The sequence below is a fragment of the Salinimicrobium sp. TH3 genome (assembly GCF_026676115.1).
GTDB lineage: Bacteria > Bacteroidota > Bacteroidia > Flavobacteriales > Flavobacteriaceae > Salinimicrobium.
Genome location: NZ_JAPONB010000015.1, coordinates 20,225 through 41,580, shown reverse-complemented (window position 1 = coordinate 41,580; position 21,356 = coordinate 20,225). Strand labels below are relative to the sequence as shown.

At 42.7% G+C, this 21,356-nt stretch carries 10 protein-coding genes; all 10 read right to left on the bottom strand.

The features are described 5' to 3' along the window. Position 1 precedes the first annotated feature (1 nt). Positions 2-712, bottom strand: coding sequence for a hypothetical protein (locus tag OU683_RS16370; RefSeq protein ID WP_268140281.1), 711 nt, complete (start codon positions 710-712; stop codon positions 2-4). Then, positions 709-8,109, bottom strand: a complete 7,401-nt coding sequence (locus OU683_RS16365) for a T9SS type A sorting domain-containing protein (RefSeq protein WP_268140279.1) — start codon at positions 8,107-8,109, stop codon at positions 709-711. The genes OU683_RS16370 and OU683_RS16365 overlap by 4 nt, the downstream gene beginning before the upstream one ends. A 183-nt stretch (positions 8,110-8,292) precedes the next feature. Then, a complete protein-coding gene (locus tag OU683_RS16360) occupies positions 8,293-9,567 on the bottom strand; it encodes a PKD domain-containing protein (protein ID WP_268140277.1) in 1,275 nt (424 codons plus the stop codon). 18 nt (positions 9,568-9,585) lie between these two features. Continuing rightward, positions 9,586-11,340, bottom strand: a complete 1,755-nt coding sequence (locus OU683_RS16355) for a glycoside hydrolase family 66 protein (RefSeq protein ID WP_268140275.1) — start codon at positions 11,338-11,340, stop codon at positions 9,586-9,588. 61 nt (positions 11,341-11,401) lie between these two features. Beyond that, complete coding sequence (locus tag OU683_RS16350; protein WP_268140274.1) at positions 11,402-12,886, bottom strand: SusE domain-containing protein; 1,485 nt, start codon at positions 12,884-12,886, stop codon at positions 11,402-11,404. A 12-nt stretch (positions 12,887-12,898) separates the two neighbouring features. After that, on the bottom strand, positions 12,899-14,374 hold the full coding sequence (locus OU683_RS16345; protein WP_268140272.1) for a RagB/SusD family nutrient uptake outer membrane protein: 1,476 nt from the start codon (positions 14,372-14,374) through the stop codon (positions 12,899-12,901). 9 nt (positions 14,375-14,383) lie between these two features. Beyond that, positions 14,384-17,422 carry a SusC/RagA family TonB-linked outer membrane protein gene (locus tag OU683_RS16340; RefSeq protein ID WP_268140270.1) on the bottom strand — a complete coding sequence of 1,013 codons (3,039 nt, stop codon included), beginning with the start codon at positions 17,420-17,422 and terminating at the stop codon, positions 14,384-14,386. A gap of 216 nt (positions 17,423-17,638) precedes the next feature. After that, positions 17,639-19,327: a SusR family glycan utilization regulator gene (gene susR / locus OU683_RS16335; protein WP_268140268.1), complete on the bottom strand. Its 1,689-nt coding sequence runs from the start codon at positions 19,325-19,327 to the stop codon at positions 17,639-17,641. Positions 19,328-19,506: 179 nt separating this feature from the next. Beyond that, positions 19,507-20,778: an alginate export family protein gene (locus OU683_RS16330; protein WP_268140266.1), complete on the bottom strand. Its 1,272-nt coding sequence runs from the start codon at positions 20,776-20,778 to the stop codon at positions 19,507-19,509. 189 nt (positions 20,779-20,967) lie between these two features. Beyond that, positions 20,968-21,345, bottom strand: a complete 378-nt coding sequence (locus OU683_RS16325) for a hypothetical protein (RefSeq protein WP_268140264.1) — start codon at positions 21,343-21,345, stop codon at positions 20,968-20,970. Positions 21,346-21,356: the final 11 nt, after the last annotated feature.

Here is a 21,356-nt window from a genome sequence, read left to right as displayed (position 1 = left end):
ATTAGGTTTTAAAATAATTTACGGGGCTGTAACTACTATTCTGCCCGTCAAATGATTTAACTCGCCAGAAGTAGGTCTCATTGGCATCCAATTCGACCTCAAGAGACGTACCGGATAAATTTTGAAAATCTTCTGTTGGCTCTTGTTTTCCATCGACTTTATCTAAAAAGATGGTGTAGGTCAACTCGTCCCCGTCGGGATCTGCACCCTGCCATTCCAGCACCAACTTAGCATCTGCTAATTCTACAGAAGAAGAATTTGCGGGCTTAATTATTTCAGCAGGAAAAGGAGCGTAATTACTTTGGGGATCGCCAACCAGGTAAAAATTCCAGGACTCGCTAGAACCTGTCTCAGTAGTTTCAGAATTTTTTGAAATCACCTCCCAGGTATAGGATCTGTCTTTAACAAGATCCACGCTTCTTGAAGTAACATTGAGATTCTTAAAATAGGCTACTTCAGCACCGCTCTCAGGATCCGTAATAATTAGATCATACATTTCCGAATTTTCAGCAGTATTCCATTCAAAGGTAATTTTACTCACCTCATCAGAAACATCCACACCTTCTTCACAGGTTTCATTCTGGAGTGGTGCAATCAGGAGAACTTCTCCCGGAACCTTTGCTTCTTCTTCAATTATGTTATCATCTTCCTTATCACATGCTGTAATCGTAATAAGGAAAAGAACACCAAGAATATTTCTTAAGTTTTTCATTTTATAATAACTTTTAGTGTCTCATTAGTTTTCTCACCTTTAATCTTAAGTATATAAGTTCCTGCTTCGAGATTCCCAAGGTTCATTTCTGCCACTCTTGAATTACTAACAGATACTTTCTCTGCCCAAACCTGTGCCCCGTGAAAATTTAATACACTGATTTGAACATTGGTGTCGAGTCCCGGGATGTACATTTGAACGGGCCCTGAAGTAGGATTAGGGTAAAGTCTCACATCTTCTGAAACAAAGATCCTTTCGAAATACTCTCCCTGGCATTCCTGCTCCCCTTTTATGCTTATCTCGTTCATTCCGGCCTTTAGAGCTACATCGTGTGTACCGGCAGTAAGTACCTGTACCTGATTATTGATAGAGAGATAGAACTTATCGGGACCATCTAAATTAATTTTCAAACTTGATTTGCTATAGTTCATCTGTGTAGATGCCATGACTGCTTCAGGTTCCTCAATTTTCACCTCGAAGCACTGTTGGTAGTCCTCCTCTCCTTCAATGGTAAAGCAAACCGGATATACGCCGGGAGCTAGTCCGGTAAAGGTATAATCAAGGGAATAACCTTCGGGCAATGCTACAGGATCGTGATCTGGAATGCTTACCATGTAGTTGTATCCCGGTGCGGCAACACTGACACGAATTTTTCCATTTGTCACACCATAACAACTTGTATTTGTTGATTCAACAGTAAAATTATCGGCAGGTAAAGAGAAAATGCTGCAACCATCTAAGTTTACCGGCTTATCAGGATCTGAACTAGCACAGTCGTCCTGAGAATCCTCTACTCCGTCGCCATCATCATCCACATCCACACAATCAGGAATCTTATCTCCATCAAAGTCTGAAGAGGTGGAGGCTGAATCCAGGGGATCTGAACCGCAGGCATTTTCATGTTCATCTGTTTGCCCGTCGCCGTCATCATCGGTATCGGCATTGTTTCCGGCACCGTCATTGTCGGTATCTGTATCCTCGGAAGGATCCAGAGGAAAGGCATCCTGATCATCTGTCACCCCATCTCCATCATCATCAAGATCTACACAGTTTGGAATATTATCAGCATCTGGGTCGGTAGCGGTTGAAGCTGCCTCAAGAGGATCTGAACCACATGCAGTCTCATGTACATCTGATTGTCCGTCTCCGTCATCATCGGTATCGGCGTTGTCACCTATCCCGTCCTCGTCTGTATCCACGGTTTCAGTCTCATCAAGAGGAAATGCATCTTCTTCATCTAAAACTCCGTCGTTATCATCATCAGGATCGGCGTTATTTCCTATTCCGTCATTATCTGTGTCAGTATCCTCATTTTCATCCAGAGGGAATGCATCTTCGGCATCCGGAACTCCATCATTATCATCGTCAGGATCGGTCACATCGGGAATACCGTCTGAATCTGTATCTGTACTATCATCGGGATCCACACAGTTGGGAGTATGATCCTTATCTGTATCGATAGCGGTTGAAGCGGCGTCCAGGGGATCTGAACCACAGGCAGTTTCATCTTCATCTGATTGCCCGTCGCCGTCATCATCTTTATCAGCATTATTACCTACGCCGTCACCATCTGTATCGGTATCTTCCTCCTGATCTTCAGGAAAAGCATCTTCGCTATCTGGAGTCCCATCTCCATCTGTATCATGAATAATATTGATTGTGTTTGAAGCCTGATCTAAAGTGATGGTATACATCCCCTCTTCAGAAATTATCCATTTATAGTCATTGCCCTGGCCCTGTCGGTTAATCTCATAATCGGTGGCTGAAATGTCCTGATCTGCTTCGGTTGCCACTATGTAATCTCCCCAATTCCAATCCCCAACGTAGGTGTGGATCTTAAAGCTTCCCGGAACAAAGTTCCCTCTAAAGCTAAATACTTCAGGATTTGCCTCGTCCTGAGTGAATTTCAGGTCTTCAGACCATGGGTTCCAACCTTTAGTTGTAGCATCACCAACTACATACAGGTTCGGATAGTAACCAAGTCTTTCAAAGTCTATAGACTTAGTTTCCAGGTTAAGAGTGATCCTGTAGCTTCCACGATTACCATCGGTGATTTGCCACTTATAATCATTCCCTGTTCCGCCTTCTTCCACTACAAAAGAAGTGGAGCTTAGAGGATCTGCATTGGCAGAAGTAGCTCTGATTTCATCCCACCCCGGTTCAAAAGTACGTGCGCTAAGAATCTTGAATTCGCCATCATTAAATCCTGAGTCATAATTCTGATTGAGCGTTCCTTCCCAGGTGAAGATGGCCGGGTTTTGAGGATCCTGCGTCATTTCCCTGGCAAGATCGGCACTCCAGTCACTCACTGTGGCAGAACCTATAATATATAAATTCGGCTGATAAGATAATTCCTTACTTATGATCGTACCTGTATTGGTATTTACAGTTATAGAATAAAATCCATCTGCCGGTACATTCCATTTATAATCATTAGGCTCACAACCATAGGTAACATCATAGGAATATGAAGTGGTTGGCATAACATCCCCGTCATTTACAGGAACTAACCATTGGCCATCACACCAGCCACCTTCTACAGTATGTATCTTAAATAATCCGGAACCTTTAAGGGTTCCCTCCCACTGCCATACTCCCGAAGAGATCATTTCCATTCTGGTGTCCGGTTTCCCCTGAGGAGTCCAGCGTGCAGAGGTCGCATCTCCCACAAGAGAAAGATACTCGTAAGCAGATTCTTCTTTACAATCTGGTGTGCTGTCGCCATCTGTATCAGTTGCCATTGATGAAGCATCTAAAGGATCTGATCCACAAGCAAGCTCATCTACATCAGATTGTCCGTCTCCGTCGTCATCTGTATCTGCATTGTTTCCTACTCCATCCTCATCGGTATCTGTATCTTCTGATGAATTAAGAGGAAATGCATCTACTTCATCCGCTACTCCATCTCCATCATCATCTGTGTCCACACAATCAGGAATAGCATCACCGTCTTTATCAACAGACAATGAAGTAGTATCTAAAGGATCTGATCCACAAGCAAGTTCGTCTTTATCTGACTGTCCGTCACCGTCATCATCCGAATCAATAACATCTGGAGATCCATCCTCATCTGTATCTGTATCATCATTTGAATCTACACAATCAGGTATTTTATCCCCATCAAGGTCAGGAGCCATTGAAGAAGCATCCAATGGATCTGAACCACATGTGAGCTCATGTTCATCTATTTGACCGTCTTCGTCATCATCAGGATCGGCATTATTACCTATTCCATCCCCATCTGTATCAGTATCCTCATTAGGATCTTCAGGAAAAGCATCCTCGCTGTCTTCAGTGCCATCCCCATCTGTATCAAGAATGATGTTTATGGTATTGGCAGCCTGGTCTAAAGTGATAGTATACATCCCCTCTTCAGAAATTGTCCATTTATAGTCATTGCCCTGGCCCTGACGGTTTATTTCGTAATCGGTGGCTGAAATATTCTGGTCTGCTTCGGTTGGCACAATGCAATCTCCCCAATTCCAATCTCCAACGTAGGTGTGGACTTTAAAGCTTCCCGGAACAAAGTTCCCTCTAAAGCTAAATAGTTCAGGATTAGTCTGGTCCTGAGTGAATTGCAGATTTTCAGACCACGGGTTCCAACCTTTAGTTGTAGCATCACCAACTACATACAGGTTTGGGTAGTAACCAAGTCTTTCAAAATCTATGGACTTAGTTTCCAGATTAAGAATGATTCTGTAGCTTCCACGATTAGCATCGGTAATCTGCCACTTATAATCATTTCCTGTTCCGCCTTCTTCCACTACAAAAGAATTCGAACTTAAAGGATCTGCATTGGCAGAACTAGCCCTGATCTCATCCCAACCTTTTTCAAAAGTTCGAACACTAAGGATCTTGAACTCGGCATCCTTATATTCCTCCTCGAAATCCTGGTCCAGGTTCCCTTCCCAGGTGAAGATGGCGGGATTTGATGGGTCCTGTGTCATTTCCCTTGCAAGATCTGCATTCCAGTCACCCACTGTAGCGGTACCAATTATATATAGATTTGGATAATGAGAAATTTCCTTACTTACGATTGTTCCGGTATTGGTGTTAACGGTAATAGCATAAACTCCATCTGCAGGAACAGCCCATTTGTAATCATTGGGTGCACATCCAAACGAGACATCATAGGGGTATGGAGTGGTAGATAGAACATCCCCGTCATTTTCAGGAACCAGCCATTGACCATCACACCAATCTCCCTGTACAGTATGAATCTTAAATACTTCGGATCCTTTAAGGGAGCCTTCCCATTTCCAAACTCCGGAAGAGGCCTCTTCCATTCTGCTGTCTATGGTTCCATAAGGGTTCCAGCCTGTTGAAGTCGCTTCTCCAACCAAAGCAAGATATTGAATGGGAGTTTCTTCCTTACAGTCTGGTGTGCTGTCGCCATCTGTATCAGTAGCCATTGATGAAGCATCTAAAGGATCTGATCCACAGGCTAGTTCATCTTCATCTGTCTGCCCGTCCCCGTCATCATCGAAATCGGCATTATTACCTATTCCATCATTATCGGTATCAGCAATTTCCGTTGCATCAAGAGGAAAGGCATCTTCCCCGTCGTTCACTCCATCTCCATCGTCATCTGTGTCCATACAATTTGGGATGTTATCAGAATCAGTATCTGTGGAGGTGGAGGCTGAATTTAAAGGATCTGAACCACAGGAAAGCTCATCTTCATCAAATTGCCCATCACCGTCATCATCTGTATCTGCATTGTTTCCTACTCCATCATTATCGGTATCCGTATTTTCCGTTGCATCAAGCGGGAATGCATCTTCTTCATCGTTTACTCCATCTCCATCATCATCTGTATCTACACAATTCGGGATGTTATTGGAATCTGTATCAATGGAGATCGAGGCCGAATTCAAAGGATCAGAACCACAGGAGTTCTCATCTTCATCTGTTTGTCCGTCATTATCATCATCTGCATCAGTCACATCGGGAATTCCATCAGAATCTGTATCAGTATCATCAATGGAATCCACACAGTCGGGGATTCCGTCATTGTCGGCATCAATTGCAACAGAGGAAGCATCTAAAGGATCGGACTCGCATGCAAGTTCATCTTCATCTGATTGCCCATCACCATCATCATCTGTATCGGTGTTGTCCCCAATCCCATCGTTATCTGTATCGGTATCTTCGGTGGCATCAAGCGGGAATGCATCTTCTTCATCGTTCACGCCATCCCCATCGTCATCCGGGTCCACACAATCAGGAATATTATCAGAATCAGTGTCAGTAGAAATGGAAGAAGGGTCTAAGGTATCCGAATCACAGGCGATCTCATCTTCGTCTGACTGCCCGTCGCCGTCGTCATCTATATCTGCGTTATTACCTATTCCATCATTATCGGTGTCTGTATCTTCGGAAGGATTCAGAGGAAATGCATCTTCTTCGTCATTCACGCCATCCCCATCGTCATCCGGGTCCACACAATCAGGAATATTATCAGAATCAGTGTCAGTAGAAACGGAAGAAGCGTCTAATGGATCTGAACCACAAGCGATCTCATGTTCGTCTGATTGTCCGTCGTTATCGTCGTCGGTATCTGTCACATCAGGAATTCCATCGGAGTCGGTATCGGTATCATCATTAGAATCTACACAATCGGGTATTCCGTCAGAGTCAGTATCAGTAGAAACTGAAGATGCATCTAAGGGATCTGAACCACATGAAGTTTCATGTTCATCGATCTGACCGTCATTATCATCATCAGTATCAGCAATGTTACCTGTTCCATCTCTATCTGTATCGGTTGTTTCATCCTTATCAAGAGGAAATGCATCCTCTTCATCGTTTACTCCATCCCCGTCATCATCCGGGTCCACACAATCGGGAATATTATCAGAGTCAGTGTCAATTGAAACAGAAGAAACGTCTAAGAGGTCGGAACCACAGGCGGTCTCATGTTCGTCTGATTGTCCATCGCCGTCGTCATCTGTATCTGCATTATTACCGGTACCATCACTATCTGTGTCAGTAGTTTCATTTTTATCAAGAGGAAATACATCTTCTTCATCGTTTACTCCATCCCCGTCATCATCTGTGTCCACACAATCTGGAATATTATCAGCATCTGTATCAGTTGAAACAGAGGAGGGATCTAAAGGATCAGAGCCACATGCAAACTCATCTTCATCTGTTTGTTTGTCTCCGTCATCATCTGTGTCTGCATTATTACCTGTACCATCCCCATCTGTGTCGGTATCTTCTTCAGGATCTTCAGGGAAAGCATCTTCACTGTCTTTTGTGCCATCACCATCTGTATCCAAAATCATGTTTATGGTATTGGCAGCCTGGTTTAAGGTAATTGTATAAATTCCGGCCTCGGAAATTGACCAGTTAAAGTCATTGCCCTGTCCCTGTCTGTTTATCTCATAATCAGTAGCTGAAATATCCTGGTCTGCCGCGGTGGGGACAATGTAATCCCCCCAACTAAAACCACCGACGTATGTGTGAATTTTAAAGCTTCCCAGAACAAAATTTCCTCTATAACTGAACACTTCAGGATTTGTCTCATCCTGAGTGAATTTCTGGTCTTCTGACTCTGTATACCAACCTTTAGCTGTCGCATCTCCAAAAACATAAAGATTTGGATAATAATCAAGTCTTTCAAAATTTATAGACTGCGTGTCAAGGTTTAATGTGATACGGTAACTGCCACGATTAGCATCAGTAATTTGCCACTTAAAATCATTGCCGGTTCCTCCTTCTTCCACTACAAAAGAATTGGAACTTAAAGGATCTGCATTGGCCGAGGTAGCTCTAATTTCATCCCAACCTGACTCCAAATTCCGCACGCTAAGGATCTTGAACTCACCATCACTGAACCCTGACTCATAATTCTGATCAAAAGTTCCTTCCCAGGTGAAGATGGCAGGATTGGAAGGATCCTGTGTCATTTCCCTGGCAAGGTCGGCACTCCAGTCGCTTACTGTCGCAGAACCAATAAGGTAGAGATTTGGATAATAGGGTAATTCTTCACTTACTATCGTCCCGGCAATGGTATCCACAGTAATAGAATAAAATCCATCAGCCGGAACATCCCATTTAAGATCTTTATCACATCCTGACCAACTATTATAGTTGTTTGGAGAGGTAGGCAGGACATCCCCAGGATTTACAGGACCTAACCATTCACCATCACACCAGTCTCCTTGCGCGGTATGTATTTTAAATACCCCGGCACCTTTAAGAGTACCTTCCCATTTCCAAACACCAGGAGAGGTCTCCTCCATTCTAGTATCTATCGTTCCGTAAGGGTTGTAGCCGGCAGAAGTCGCATCTCCAACCAGGGCAAGGTAGTCGTATGACTGGGCTTGCAGGCTAGGAATACTGCTTATACAAAGAATTACAAATAAGATCTTGAGTAGTTTTTCCTTCATAATGTGTGGTATTGGTGGTTAGTTATATGAAAAGATCCAATAGCAAAATCCTATTTGAATAGTCCAGCGGAAGCTATCAAAACCTTTAGTTGAATGTTTTTGTAGGCATTATTCAGGCAATTATTAGCCGGGCATTCCATTTTTTATCTGGAATGCCCACGGCTAATTATATTTTTTAATTAATTATTCTTTGGCTTCGAAATGTATAGTTTCATTGTAAAAGTCCACTGTAATCAGATAATCACCTTCGGTTTCTGAAGTCACCCTCCACTTATTGTCGGGGTCATCACAACTATTTCTCACATAATATTCAGAAGCATTAACTATATCTGCATCAGCTTGTGGCGCGTTGATCCAGACGCCATCACACCATTCCCCTTTAAAAGTTGAAAACTTCAGCTCTCCGGGGCTCAAATGGGCTTCATAAGTAAAAATGAAAGGATCAACTGCATCCTGCACAAAGGCCTCAGAAGGATTTTGAGGAACCCAGCCATTTGGAGCGGCGTCACCTATTGCATATAGTTCGGAATAAGGCGCATTGAGCTTTTCAAAATTTACATTTTCCTGCTCAAGGTCAATAGTAATATTATAACGACCCCTGGTTTCATCTGTCACCGTCCATTGATTATCGGGCCCGTCGCAGCCATTGGTAACTATAAAACCTGTAGTTCCGGTAGTTGCAATTCCAGCTTCGGGAGCATTTAACCATTGACCGTCACACCATTCACCGGTAAAGGTGGAAAACTTCAGGTTACCGGTGTTTAGAACTCCGTTATAGGTAAAAATAAAAGGATTGGTCGAACTCTGTTCAAAAACTACAGGAGCACCAATGTTCCAGCCACTTTCCGAAGCATCTCCTACAATGTAAATTGCATTAAAAGCAGGCTGTGCATCTTTTACTTCGACCTGTTGAGTGGTTTCTACAGTTCCTCCTGCACCTGTTACAGTAAGAGTTACAGGATATGTCCCTGCTTCGGTATAAGTGTAGGTCGGGTTTTCTTCGGAAGAAACACCGGTTCCATCTCCAAAATCCCATTCATAGCTGTCCACGTTCTGGCTTAAGTTTGTAAAGCTAATAGTGAAGCTGTTATCCTGAGCTGCTGCATAACTGAAGTCGGCCGTAGGGGTGCCCACAACAGTTATGTCCCGGGAAACTGTATTTTCAACTTCTCCGGTGGTAGCAGTCAGACTAACAGTGTAAATTCCTGCATTTTCATACAGGTGAGTAGGGTGCTTTTGAGTTGAACCTTCAGATTCATCTCCAAAATCCCAAAAGAATTCCTCGGCATCTGTGCCAAGGTTTGTAAAACTGATGAGCTGGGGATTATCGGGAACCGCTTCAGAAGTAAAGTCGGCTGTAGGTTCGGGAGTGACTTCCGTGATATCATCATCAGAACTACAGGCCGTAAGCCCGAGGACGAAAAGGAAAAGAGTCGATATAACTTTGATATTTTTCATAATGTTCTTTTTTCCTGGTTAGTATTCGAGCACAAGCATGCTCCAGAATTTTAAGTAAGGCACTTCAAGCGTGATCTGGTTACCACTCTGAGTAAATTCGAGTTCCTGGGAAGCACCTCCGTTAATATCGGGAGAGGCAAACCACACTTTAGAAACATTTCTTCCTGCCTCTGCAGTGATACTAAAATTATCCTTAACCAAAGGCTCTCTCTGAATTTTGCTATCATCCCGCCATTGCAGGGTAGAAACGCCGTCGTAGTTTAAAAGGTGGAGTACCTGGCTGTTTTCCAGTTGTTTCCCGACCACAGCAGCCTGACCAACCACCGGAGGCCAGTTGTTCAGTTTCACATCTACATCCTGAGATTGTACTGCAGGGAAGTTGAAGCTTCCGCCATCACGTAAAAGGTTCTGATAAGCGGTGTGAAAATCGTAATACTCTCTTACGGTGTTACGCAAATCGGCGCTCATATCCAGTTTATCATTAGGGAAGTATTCGCTGGATAACATGTGCTCACCCAGTTCAAGATGTGCACCTCCAAAAGCGAAGATCACAGCATCGGTCATCAGAACAGCAGGAGTATTGAAATTTCCATCCTGGGCGTTATAGTTCATATATGCTGCCAGTACTGTATTGAGCTCTCCATTGGAATATTCATAATTCTCGAGGATCACCCGTGCAAGATCCTGATACTGATACCTGCTCCAAATTTCTGAATAGGCAAAATCTACCGGAGCTTCAAGGATCTCTTCCTGCTCGTATTGGTCAACGGCATTAAGAACCAGCTTCTTATCTGGGAAACGATTCTCTAAAGAAATAAGAAAATCCTTATAAGCCTCTCCCAAGTCAATCTTATAACCTTCATAATTGTAAACCGTACCTCGGTTTCCCAGTTGATCAAGGTGCCAGCCATCAAATTCCAGATTTTCATAGACAGTAGCTGTCTCTCCAAAAATGTGCTCCTGCCATTCATCATTAGCAGGATCCGTTAGCTGAATGTCTCCAAACCCTGAAAGTATATGACGATTAATATCCTTGTGATTGCGGTCGTTATACATTAACCACTCTACAGGCACGGGCTGTACTTCATCCTTTTTCCAGGCTCCAAAAAGTAGATTATAAAACATGGAAGCCATATTACGCTCCTGTGCCTGTTCAATAAATCCTTCTACAGTGCCCAGGTAGATTTCCCGGTTAAAAAGGTCGTTCCAGGTCTCTGCCGGCGCACCATTCTCATCAAGAGGCAGAGGTCTTTGGTGCTCAAAATGCCAGTCATAATACTGGAGCCCGTTTATGTGGTAATCTTTCAGGTTATTAAGGACATCTGCCCTTTGAGAAGCTGAAATATTACCAAACTGTGATAGAAAACCATAGCGGGGAAATTTTGTCCAGTCTGAAGATACATCAACAGCTACTGTTCCAATTACCGTTTCCTCTCCATCGGTTTCTTTTACAAGTTCAACCATGTAGCCTCTAAAATCTTCGGAAGGAGGTTCCCAGGTCCAGGAAGTGCCGGTAAGTGGCGCCTCTTCTATTACTTCGCCCAGGTATTTGTATCGTACTGTAGTGTTCTGGTGAGTCCCGTTCACACTGAAGTTCACTTCCTCACCTGGGTTGTACTTTGCTTTGTCCTTTTTAAAATTGAGAACTTCGCTGTAGCTCATGTTCACCCCTTCATCAATGGGGCTTAACAGCGCGTCATCGTCATTATTACAGCTCACCAACGCCATGAATAATGCCAGTGGCGCGAGGAGCAAAAATTTACTTTTTTTCATGTTTTTATTTTTGAACCTCCTGCCCGAAAACAGGAGGTGTTAAAAATCTCTTTTTTAGGGCCTAGAGTTTAGTGATGGTCATGTTATCTGTATCCAGATTGATCCTGATCTCATAACTACCGGCGTCGCCTTCCTGCAGTTTCCATTTATTGTCCGGACCTACACAACCTATCGCAGTGATATGTTCCGGATTGGTTACCGCCTGACCATTCTCTGCACTAACGATCCATTCGCCATTACACCAGTCTCCCACAGATTTGGAAAATTTGAATTCTCCGGTTGGATTGATACCACCCAATTCCCCGTTAAAGACAAAATCTCCACTATCGTATGTAAGCGCCATAGGTGTATTGATATCCCAATCACTTGGGCTACCGTCTCCCACGATATAGAGATCCACAGGAGTGAATTTGATCGTGTTGTTTCCGGTGTTCAGGCTAACCCTGTATCTACCCGCAGTTTCTTCGGTCACCGTCCAGTTGTAGTCGGGCTCACAGCCTGCTCTTTGCTCTACAGAACCATCAACAGGCGCCTGTCCATTTTCTAATGGTCTGTACCACTCTCCGCAGAAATCTCCAGTTTCTCCTGCAAGGATCTTAAAGCTACCAGGGTTGAAATTTCCTTCATAAGTGAATACGAATGGGTCCTCTTCACTTCGCTCGAAGGCTGCAGGATTGTTGATATCCCATCCGCTTTTAGTAGCATCCCCTACGATCCAGAGTCGGTCGAAAGGTGCGTCTTCTACAGGCGTAATTTCTATTGTTTTGTTTAGCAGATCCACTCTCAGCCTGTAGTTACCTTCTTCTGTAACTGCCCATTGAATATCTTCTCCGCTACCACCTTCATTGTACACTATCTTATTATCATCATCGGCATCTTTCGTGTAAAAATCCTGGCAGAAACAATCATCCTGACTTACTGCAAATTTGAAATTTCCTTCAGTAAGTTTTCCTTCATATATAAAAACCCCACGTTGATTAGCTGCAGTCAGTTTAGTAGCATTAGAGATATCCCATCCGTTTGGGCTTGCATCCCCTACAATGAACAACTTGCTTGATACTGGTTTATAAGTAGCAACCGAAAATGCCTTTTTTGACACCTGATCTTCCACAGCAGGATCTGCAACTTCTGCAGTTAATCGTGCTTCCAGATCGTAAACCTTTCCGGCATCAAGTCCGCTGTTTAGCAGTCTGTGATTGAGGGTTCCATGATCTATAGAAGCCAGATATCTATTCTTTTCACCTTCCACAAGGGTAATTAAGGGATCTGAAAAATCACTTCCTGCAAGATCTATTTCAAGGGTATACATAATGGCAGCCCCGGTGCCCCGGTTAGTTCCTGTAGACCAGGTAAAACCAAGTTCATTTCCCATGAAACGTTCTTCCAGTTCCAGGTTTTCTTCAGAAACTGTTAGTGCCAATTCATTATTAACATTTTCAATGGAAGGATCTTCCAGCTCATCAGTTTCACAGGAACCGCTCATCACTCCCAGGACAAGGGCGAGCGTGATTGCGTAAAATCGCTTCAGGTTTAAAATTGAATTCATATTTCTCATTTTTTAGTAACCGGGGTTTTGAACCAGGTTCGGGTTCCTGTCTAATTCTATTTGAGGGATAGGAAATAACAAGTGCTTTTGTGAAGCATTGTTCCTCCCAATGGATCTAAGGAAGTTAAGACCATATTCGCCATCATTAACACGTATAAGGTCAAACCATCTTTGGCCTTCAAAAGCGAGTTCGATTCTACGCTCATGTAAAACTGCATTTCTAAAATCGGCCTGGCTAAGATTTTCAATATCATCAAGCCCTGCACGGTTACGTACCATGTTCAGGTAATCTTCGGCAAGTTCTGTTTGTCCCAATTCATTTAAAGCTTCAGCTTTCATAAGCAACACATCTGCAAATCTTAGAATTGGAAAGTTCATTGGGCTGTTGTCATAAGCAGAAACCTGGCTTAAGGGCACTAAAAACTTTCTGGTGTTATAACCTGTGAAGGAGAAACGGCTTTCATACTCTTTTCCGTCAAATTCTGGTCCTCCTTCATAAAGTACTGTGGCATCCTTCCGCTCATCTCCTTGTTCATAGGCGTTGACAAATTCTTCTGTTGGTTGATTCCATCCAAATCCACCAGCAACAAAATTGGCACCTCTGGGCCCCATAAAAGGACTTGCCCATGAAGCCTGGTTTTCATTGCTCCAGAAATCATATCCGCCATTAGAAGCGTATTGCACTTCAAAAAGGGATTCTACAGAGTTCTCATTTGTAATGGAGAAATTATCGGCGTAATTCTCATTCAGGGCGTATCCCAGGCTCTCAACTTCGTTAGCGTATTGCACTACTTCCTGATAATTTCCAAGAGTAAGATGCACCTTCGCCAGCAAACCATAGGCAGCTCCTTTTGATACTCTTCCTTTATTTTCTGAACCGTAAGAAGATTTAGGAGGTAAAAGTTCTGCAGCAGCATTAAGATCACTAATAATGAGCTCATAAACCTGAGCAACAGGATCACGTGGAGGGAATAGATCACTGTCTGAGCTTTGCGGCTCGGTGATCAAAGGCACATCCCCAAAGAATCTTGCAAGAATGAAATAGTAATGGGCTCTTAGAAAATGTGCTTCTCCCATGCTTCTTTTCCTTATGTCTTCATCAATGTCCATTTGTGGAGCTGCATCGAGAACGATGTTTGACATAAGGATCCCCGGCCATGGGCCTCTCCATAGATCAAGTACTCCGGCGTTATCTGTATTGGTTACAAAGTTGGCCATATCCTGGGTCTCGATCCCGTCAGATCCTCCCCCGGCACCAACAATACTGTTACCGGCCATGATATCTGTACTCCACATCCTTAAATTGTAGAGCTTTGGCCATTGTAATGGCTGGTAAGCTCCATTCACCACAGTCACCAACTCTTCGGCGGTGGTGGGATAATTCTCCGTGTTTATGGTATCCAGCGGTTGCCTGTCAAGAAAGTCGTCGCTACAGCTCATAAGGAGCAGGGCAACCAGGGACATGATGTATATTTTAAAGTGTTTCATCGCTATTTTTTAAAATCCTAGATTAATTCCTACTGTGAAGTTGCGGGTCACAGGATATATGTTATTGTCAATTCCATTAGGTCCTACTTCAGGATCAAATCCTGAATAGTCTGTGATCGTAAACAGGTTCTGCCCGGCGAGATAAACTTTAGCTGAACTAAAAATATCATCTCCGAATTTCTCTACAGGTAAATTATATCCAAGGTTCACATTTCTGAGCCTCAGGTAAGAACCATCTTCTATATAACGCGTAGAAGGACGGGTGTTGTTGTTAGGGTCACCAAACACTGCTCTTGGCATATCATTACTCGTTCCCGGACCTCTCCATCTGTCCAGTACAGCTACTGATTGGTTTGTGGTAACCGACATGCTTTCGGTGTAAAGTCTGTTCGCGTTAAAAATATCATTCCCGTAGACTCCCTGGAAGAAGATGCTAAGGTCAAAGTTTTTATACCTCAGGGTGTTGTTAAGAGAGAAAGTAAAATCGGGGTTTGGATTACCAATAAAAGTACGATCATCATCTGTGATTCTACCGTCGTTATTGAGATCCTTAAACCTTATATCTCCCGGTGCTGTACTGGTCGCGGGATTCGTTCCCGGAGATTGTACTGCCGCATTATCAACTTCGGTCTGCGTCTGGAAAATTCCCTCCTGAACAAATCCGTAGAAAACGTTGATTGGATATCCCGGCTGGATGCGTGCCAGGTTATAATTCAGTCCAATTCCACCTGTAGTAAGAGGGGTATCACTGTTGATATTGATCACCTCGTTATCATTGTAGGTGAATACGTAATCTGTACTCCAGCTAAAATCCTCTCTTGCATAGTTATAGGTAGTAACTATGGCTTCCACACCCTGGTTTCTAATTGCTCCTGCATTAATATAAGGTACATAGATATCAGAGTAACCCGAAGTCACTGGCACAGATTGAGGCACCAACATATCTTCGGTATCCTTACGATACAGATCGATCTTGAAATCTACAGCCCTGTCGAAAAGAGTTGCATCAAGACCAATATTGTACTGTTTCTGTGATTCCCACTGCACATTTGTATTAGGTAAAGTAGTTGGAACGGCAGCAGTTACAAAATTCCCGTTGAAGTTATAAACATTGGTGTTGTAAGCAGAAGCAAAGGCGTAGTTCCCAATCTCCTGGTTTCCTGTCACCCCATATCCAAGTCTAAGTTTTAGCTCATTAATGGTATTCGATTCTCTAAGGAAATCCTCATCTGAAATTCTCCATGCAGCCGAAGCTGAAGGGAAGGTTCCGTACTTATTGCCGGCACCAAATCGAGAAGAGCCGTCTCGTCTAACTGTTCCGGTTAAGTAATACTTGTCGAGGTAATCGAGCTGCACCCTGGCGAAGTATGAAAAGATCGCCCATTCAGATCCTGTTCCGTTAACCGTTGGCAATTCAATTCCGTTATTGATCTGCTGAGTAGATTCACTTGGGAAATTCTGTACAGAGCCACTAAGGTATTTGAACTCATTCTCCTGGGCACTGGTTCCCACCACCGCTGTAACCGAAGAACCATTGTCAAATTCTTTGTTGTAAGTTAAAGTGTTATCCCAAAGAATAGTTACGCTCCGGTTTGAGGATTCAAATAAATATGCGTTTGGTGCAATATCGGTATCCCAGCTGTAAGCCGGGCTCCACGTTCTTTCATACCAGAAATTCGCTTCTGCTCCAAAAAGGGATTTGAAAGTAAAATTCCTGAAAAGATCCAGTTCCCCGAAAACATTCCCTTGAAGGTTATAACCTTTAGTAGTTTGTTCAACTATAGTCGCTTTACCTATTGGGTTTTCAACGTCTCCTGAATAGATAGGCTGACCAATGGGACCGGAAAAGTCTCCGTTTTCACGATAGATAGGTTGGGTAGGAAGGGAAAGTATGGCTCCGTTAATGTTCATTTCCCCCTGCTCCTTGATATCGTGGTTCACTTTAAGGGAGTTCCCAAAGCGTAGTCGATCATTAACATCTGTATCACTGTTCAACTGAAAGATGTACCTGCGATAATTATTATTGATAATCACTCCCGACTGATCAAAAAAGTTAAGGGAAGTATATACATTAGAGTCTTCATTCCCATTACTGTATGCGAGGGTCACGTTGTTTTGATGGCCTGTGGTAAAAAGGGCATCAAGCCAATCTGTCCCTTCTCCAAGAGCAATAGGATCGGCAAAATCGGGATTTGTTGTAAATCCACCTGCGGCGAGCATCTCGTTACTAAGCAGTGCAAATTGTTGCGCATTTAGAACATTGATCATGTCGGTTGGCTCCTGTATTCCCGAAAATATATCCAGGGTTAATTGCCCAACTCCGGCTTTTCCTCTTTTAGTAGTAATGATCACAACCCCGTTAGCTCCGCGTGATCCATATATAGCAGTAGCCGATGCATCTTTTAAGATCTGCATGGAAGCCACATCCTGCATGTTTACCTGATTGAGCCCTCCATTAAGAGGTACTCCGTCTACAACAATAAGTGGATCATTATTACCAATAGTTCCAATCCCCCGAATTCTTATCACAGGATTGTTACCCGGTTGTCCTGAAGTGATAACCTGAACCCCGGCAGCACGCCCCTGTAACGCTTCTCCAATGTTGGAAGCGGGTTGGGATTCAATATCATCTAAATCGATTGCGGATACAGACCCGGTAAGATCTCTCTGTCGCGATTGACCGTAACCTATAACCACCACCTCATCAAGAGCAGCTGCATCAGTATTTAATGTGACCGTCATAAAGTCTGCCGCTGCTTCAATCGTTTTCGTTTCATAGCCCATATAACTTATGGTGAGCATAGAAGATATAGAGGGAACCTCTATGGTGAAATTTCCATCAAAATCTGTGACCACTCCATTGGTAGTCCCTGTTTCAATGATGGTTGCTCCGGGAAGCGGAAGGCCGGTGTCATCAAGAACCTGCCCCTGTACTTTTACCTGGGCATTAACTTCCTGGGCTGTTAACATAATACCGATAAAGAAGAAAAGCAGCATGAGGCCCTCCTTCATTTTTTTACCAGAATTTAATAGCGTTTTGTTCTGCATTTATATTTTTTTTGATAAACAAACATTGCCAACCGGAAACCGGGTGGATTAATGAACACTCCAAACTTCCTAAATAAAAAGGCTCCTATGACCTTTTTTGAAAAGCATATAGAAATAAAGATGAGAGAATTACAGTTAATAAACTGTAATTAAGATACTTGCACAAAAAATGATGCGTGGTTTTATATAGAAAATATTAAAGAAATATCGACTATTTTATAACTTTAGCGTAGTGTTTTCGAATAATTTCTGGTCAAAATCCTTCTTATCAAGCCAGGATTTATTTCTTAATTTGGTCTTGTAGGCATAAATGGAATTCACAGAGTATCCAAGGATCTGGGCAATGATTTCATTGTGGGTGATTCCCAACCTTATAAGAGCAAAAATCCTGAGTTCTTTATTCAATATTTTGCCCTTTTTTATATAGATCTGTTCCTCGGGCCTCAAAAGCGAATTGAATTCTTCAATAAAATTAGGGAAGAGCTTAATAAAGGCTTCATCAAAATTACGAAGCAGTTTTTCCTTTTCCTTTTTAAGATCGTACGTACTTAATAAGTACTTTACCTTGTCGAGTTTCCCCTCTTCGGCAGTGACCTCTACACGGGATTTGAAGTCCCTGAATTTTTCAAAAATATCTGCATCCTGGGTGAAGAAAAATCCAATATATTCTTCCTTTATCTTATTTGCCTCCAGGAGTAAATGATTCACCCTGTTCAATTCAAGGTTATTCAAATTTATTTTTTCATTGACGGCGGTAAGCTCACGGTTTATAATCTTTAAATTTTCATGAGCCTCTTCAATCACCTTCCTTGCCCGTTTCAGTTTTCTTACCTGAAGAAATATTACCCCCGCAAGTATGACCACAAAGATCAACAAAAAGCTCATGACTATATTCTGCGTTAACAGGCGAGACCTCTGCTTTTCAATTCGGTCAATTATTTCTTCTTCAATTAGGGGAAGAATTGCACCCACCCGGATCTTTCTTTGCTGCGCACCATAAAAAGAAGCATCTTCATTAGCTTTATGAATAAATACAGAAGCCAGCCTGGTATTTCCTTTTTCAAACATGATTTCGGAAAGTCTTATCACGGCCAGGTTCTCCTTTGCAGAAGTTTCAATATCGGCCATTGCGGCCACTGCAAGGTGGGGTATGGCTTTTTGTTTTTCGCCCATCTCGACATAGATCTCCCCCAGAATAAAACTTGTTAGTGCCAGTTCCCGGGAATTTAGCTCCCGTCCCAGTAACTTTAAAAAGTCGTTTCGCGCTTGCTCAAGATTACCTTCCTTAAACTGGATATAACTCTGAAGAAAATCATTAAAAAAAGTTCCCTCGTCTGTGAGCGCAAGTGCTTTTTCTCTATACTCTCTGGCAAGACGGTTATATTTTTCTGAAAATTGCTTTAAATTACTGTATTCGGCCATTTCGCTATAACAGCGTCCCATTAAACCGTAATACAGGGATCTAAGATTCTCCGGAAGTCCTTCGGGTTCTATTAGGGAAAGATATTCCAGTGCTTCCTTATACATTCCTGCTGAAACACTTATCTCGGCAAGATTGATCACAGCTGTGGCAATCAAGTCTTTATCCTGCAGCTTTTCTGCCAGTTCCCGGGTCCTTAAACCATAATAAAATGCCGAGTCCTGTTTAAAGACCCGGTATTCATTCAGCAGTTCCTGATTAAGATGGTGTCTAAGCCTTAGATCCTCATGTGGTGCCGAATCTAATTGCCTGCGGAAGCTGCCTATTTTTTGCCATTTTTGAGCATCATATTGCGGCGCCATTTTAATAAAAGCTTCCAATTCCTTCAATAGAGCTTCCTCCTGCCCCCAGGTCTTTGATAAACCCGAAATAAGGAAAAGAAGTAGGAAGAAAAGAAAGCGAAGGCTTTGAATACTCTTGAACATTAATTCTTTTGCAGCTTTACAATTATCGATAATAGCCTGTGCTATTGAAGATTAACCAGAAGTCATCTGGAGCCGCAAGATAGACAAATTTAAATGTTTTTAAATGCCAATCAACTTCTAACGTCCAACTTTAATCCGCTACTCAAAAATACTCAGTTTCGTAACTTCTAGTGCCCGTATTAGAGTGCAGTGACCTCAGGTTTGGTATAGCTAAACAACTTAGGGCTAAAGCTAAGCATCACCCAGGCCCAGTTTTGAGTTGCGTCTTTATATCCTCCTTTCAGGATCTCAAGGGATTCACTTCCGAACATCTGCGAATAGCCAAAATTGACCTGAAGATCCTTCCGGAATTTGTAACCGGCTGCCAGGTCTATTTCTGTTCCCAGGTAATTGTCCTGTTCATTTCCGGCCGCATCAACAATATTGGCGGAAGATGAGAACACATGAGGCATTATAGAAAAATCAAATTTTGAGGTGGTATAAGAGAATTTACCATAGATATCTAAGAGTCCAACAGAGTTCTGGTGGTTGCCCACATAGAAATAATCCATATGCCCGTTAAAACCGTGATTTGTTCCAAAAAGTGGAGTGAAGGATTTAATCTCTCCCGAAGTATCATCCATATCTGTCCCCGAAAAATATTCGGCTCCCAATCCTGCTTTCCATGCTAAAGAAAGCTTGTAGTTAAGATTTAAACCAGTGTACCAGGCAGAAACATCCCGGTTATTTCGGCTACCGGCCTGCCCGTAAGCTCCCACATTTCCGGAGAAATCGCCGGAAACAAAGTTGTGAAAAGCACCAAAGGTTTGGATATAATCAACTTCCCTTTCTTGTGATACAGTATCAAATTCATATCCTGTATTCATCAAAAGGAAACTAAATCCAACATTATTGACATCCATGTGGTACCAGGCCATTTGCAGATTTTGATAGGAATTTACAAGGTATGGTGCCTCAATTAAAGTCTCCGCTTCGGCGTTATATGCCGCAGCCACATCGAGCCGGTGGTTTGCAGCAGGCTTCCAGGATATAAGAGCCGCATCATGACTTTGCCCCTGCTGAGCCCAATTTACTTCACCAAGGATTCTCTGGTTGTCGTAAGAAAGTACCTGTCTCCCCACGCGGAACAGAAAGTTTGGACTGGTTTGATACTGCCCATAAGCCTCAAAAAGGGAAAAGGCATTGTTATCTTCCAATCGCATGGTAGGAGAATCTCCCCAAACACTAATACTTTGACCAGAGAATTTCACTTTTAGGGATTCATCCCCGTAACCAAGGATAAGACGGGTACGTTGAGAAGTTTGAGAAGCAGGATCTGCATTTTCCGGTAAAAGTGTTTTATAACCATTCCTGAATTCAAACCTGGGCCGCACCTGAAGATCGGCTTCAAAGGTTTGAGCAAATGAGGTTGAAGAAAAAAGAAGAACGAAGAGAAGGTAAATTGTTTTCATTTAAAAAAGTTTTCGGGAACAAAAAAACCTATTCCATGAATAAAAAAATATGATTTCTCTCATACTTGTTAAAATAGTAAGCACATTTCTCCCAATTGACTTTCGATTAGGACAGGTGAAATAAAAAGAAAGAATGAAAAACCCTGCCGTATGGACAGGGTTCAAATTTTTGAATCAATTTTCAACCTTTTACTGAAGCACCTTCTCCCGCCGCAGAAAAGTGTCCATTTTATCGGCAATCTCAAAACACTTGCTCACTTTTGCAGTATCACTGCAAGAACGGGTATCGGGTCTATACCCTTTGCAGGAAAAATCCCTTAGGTCGATTTCCCGGAACTTTTCATCTATTGCGACACATTTTTTATACAACGTGTTAATATTTTCATTCCCCGAAAGTTCAAGGTTATTAGTCAGCAGATACCCTATCATAAAATTTTCGATGGCGTACTGGGAGTTCTTGCAAACCAGGTAGGATACAACATCCTCCTCGGGCTTGCAAAGTTCTTCATTGGCTTCCCGAAGCTTCTTAACAGCTTCATCAAAGAGAGCCGGTGCTTTGCTTTCCATACTAGTTCTAT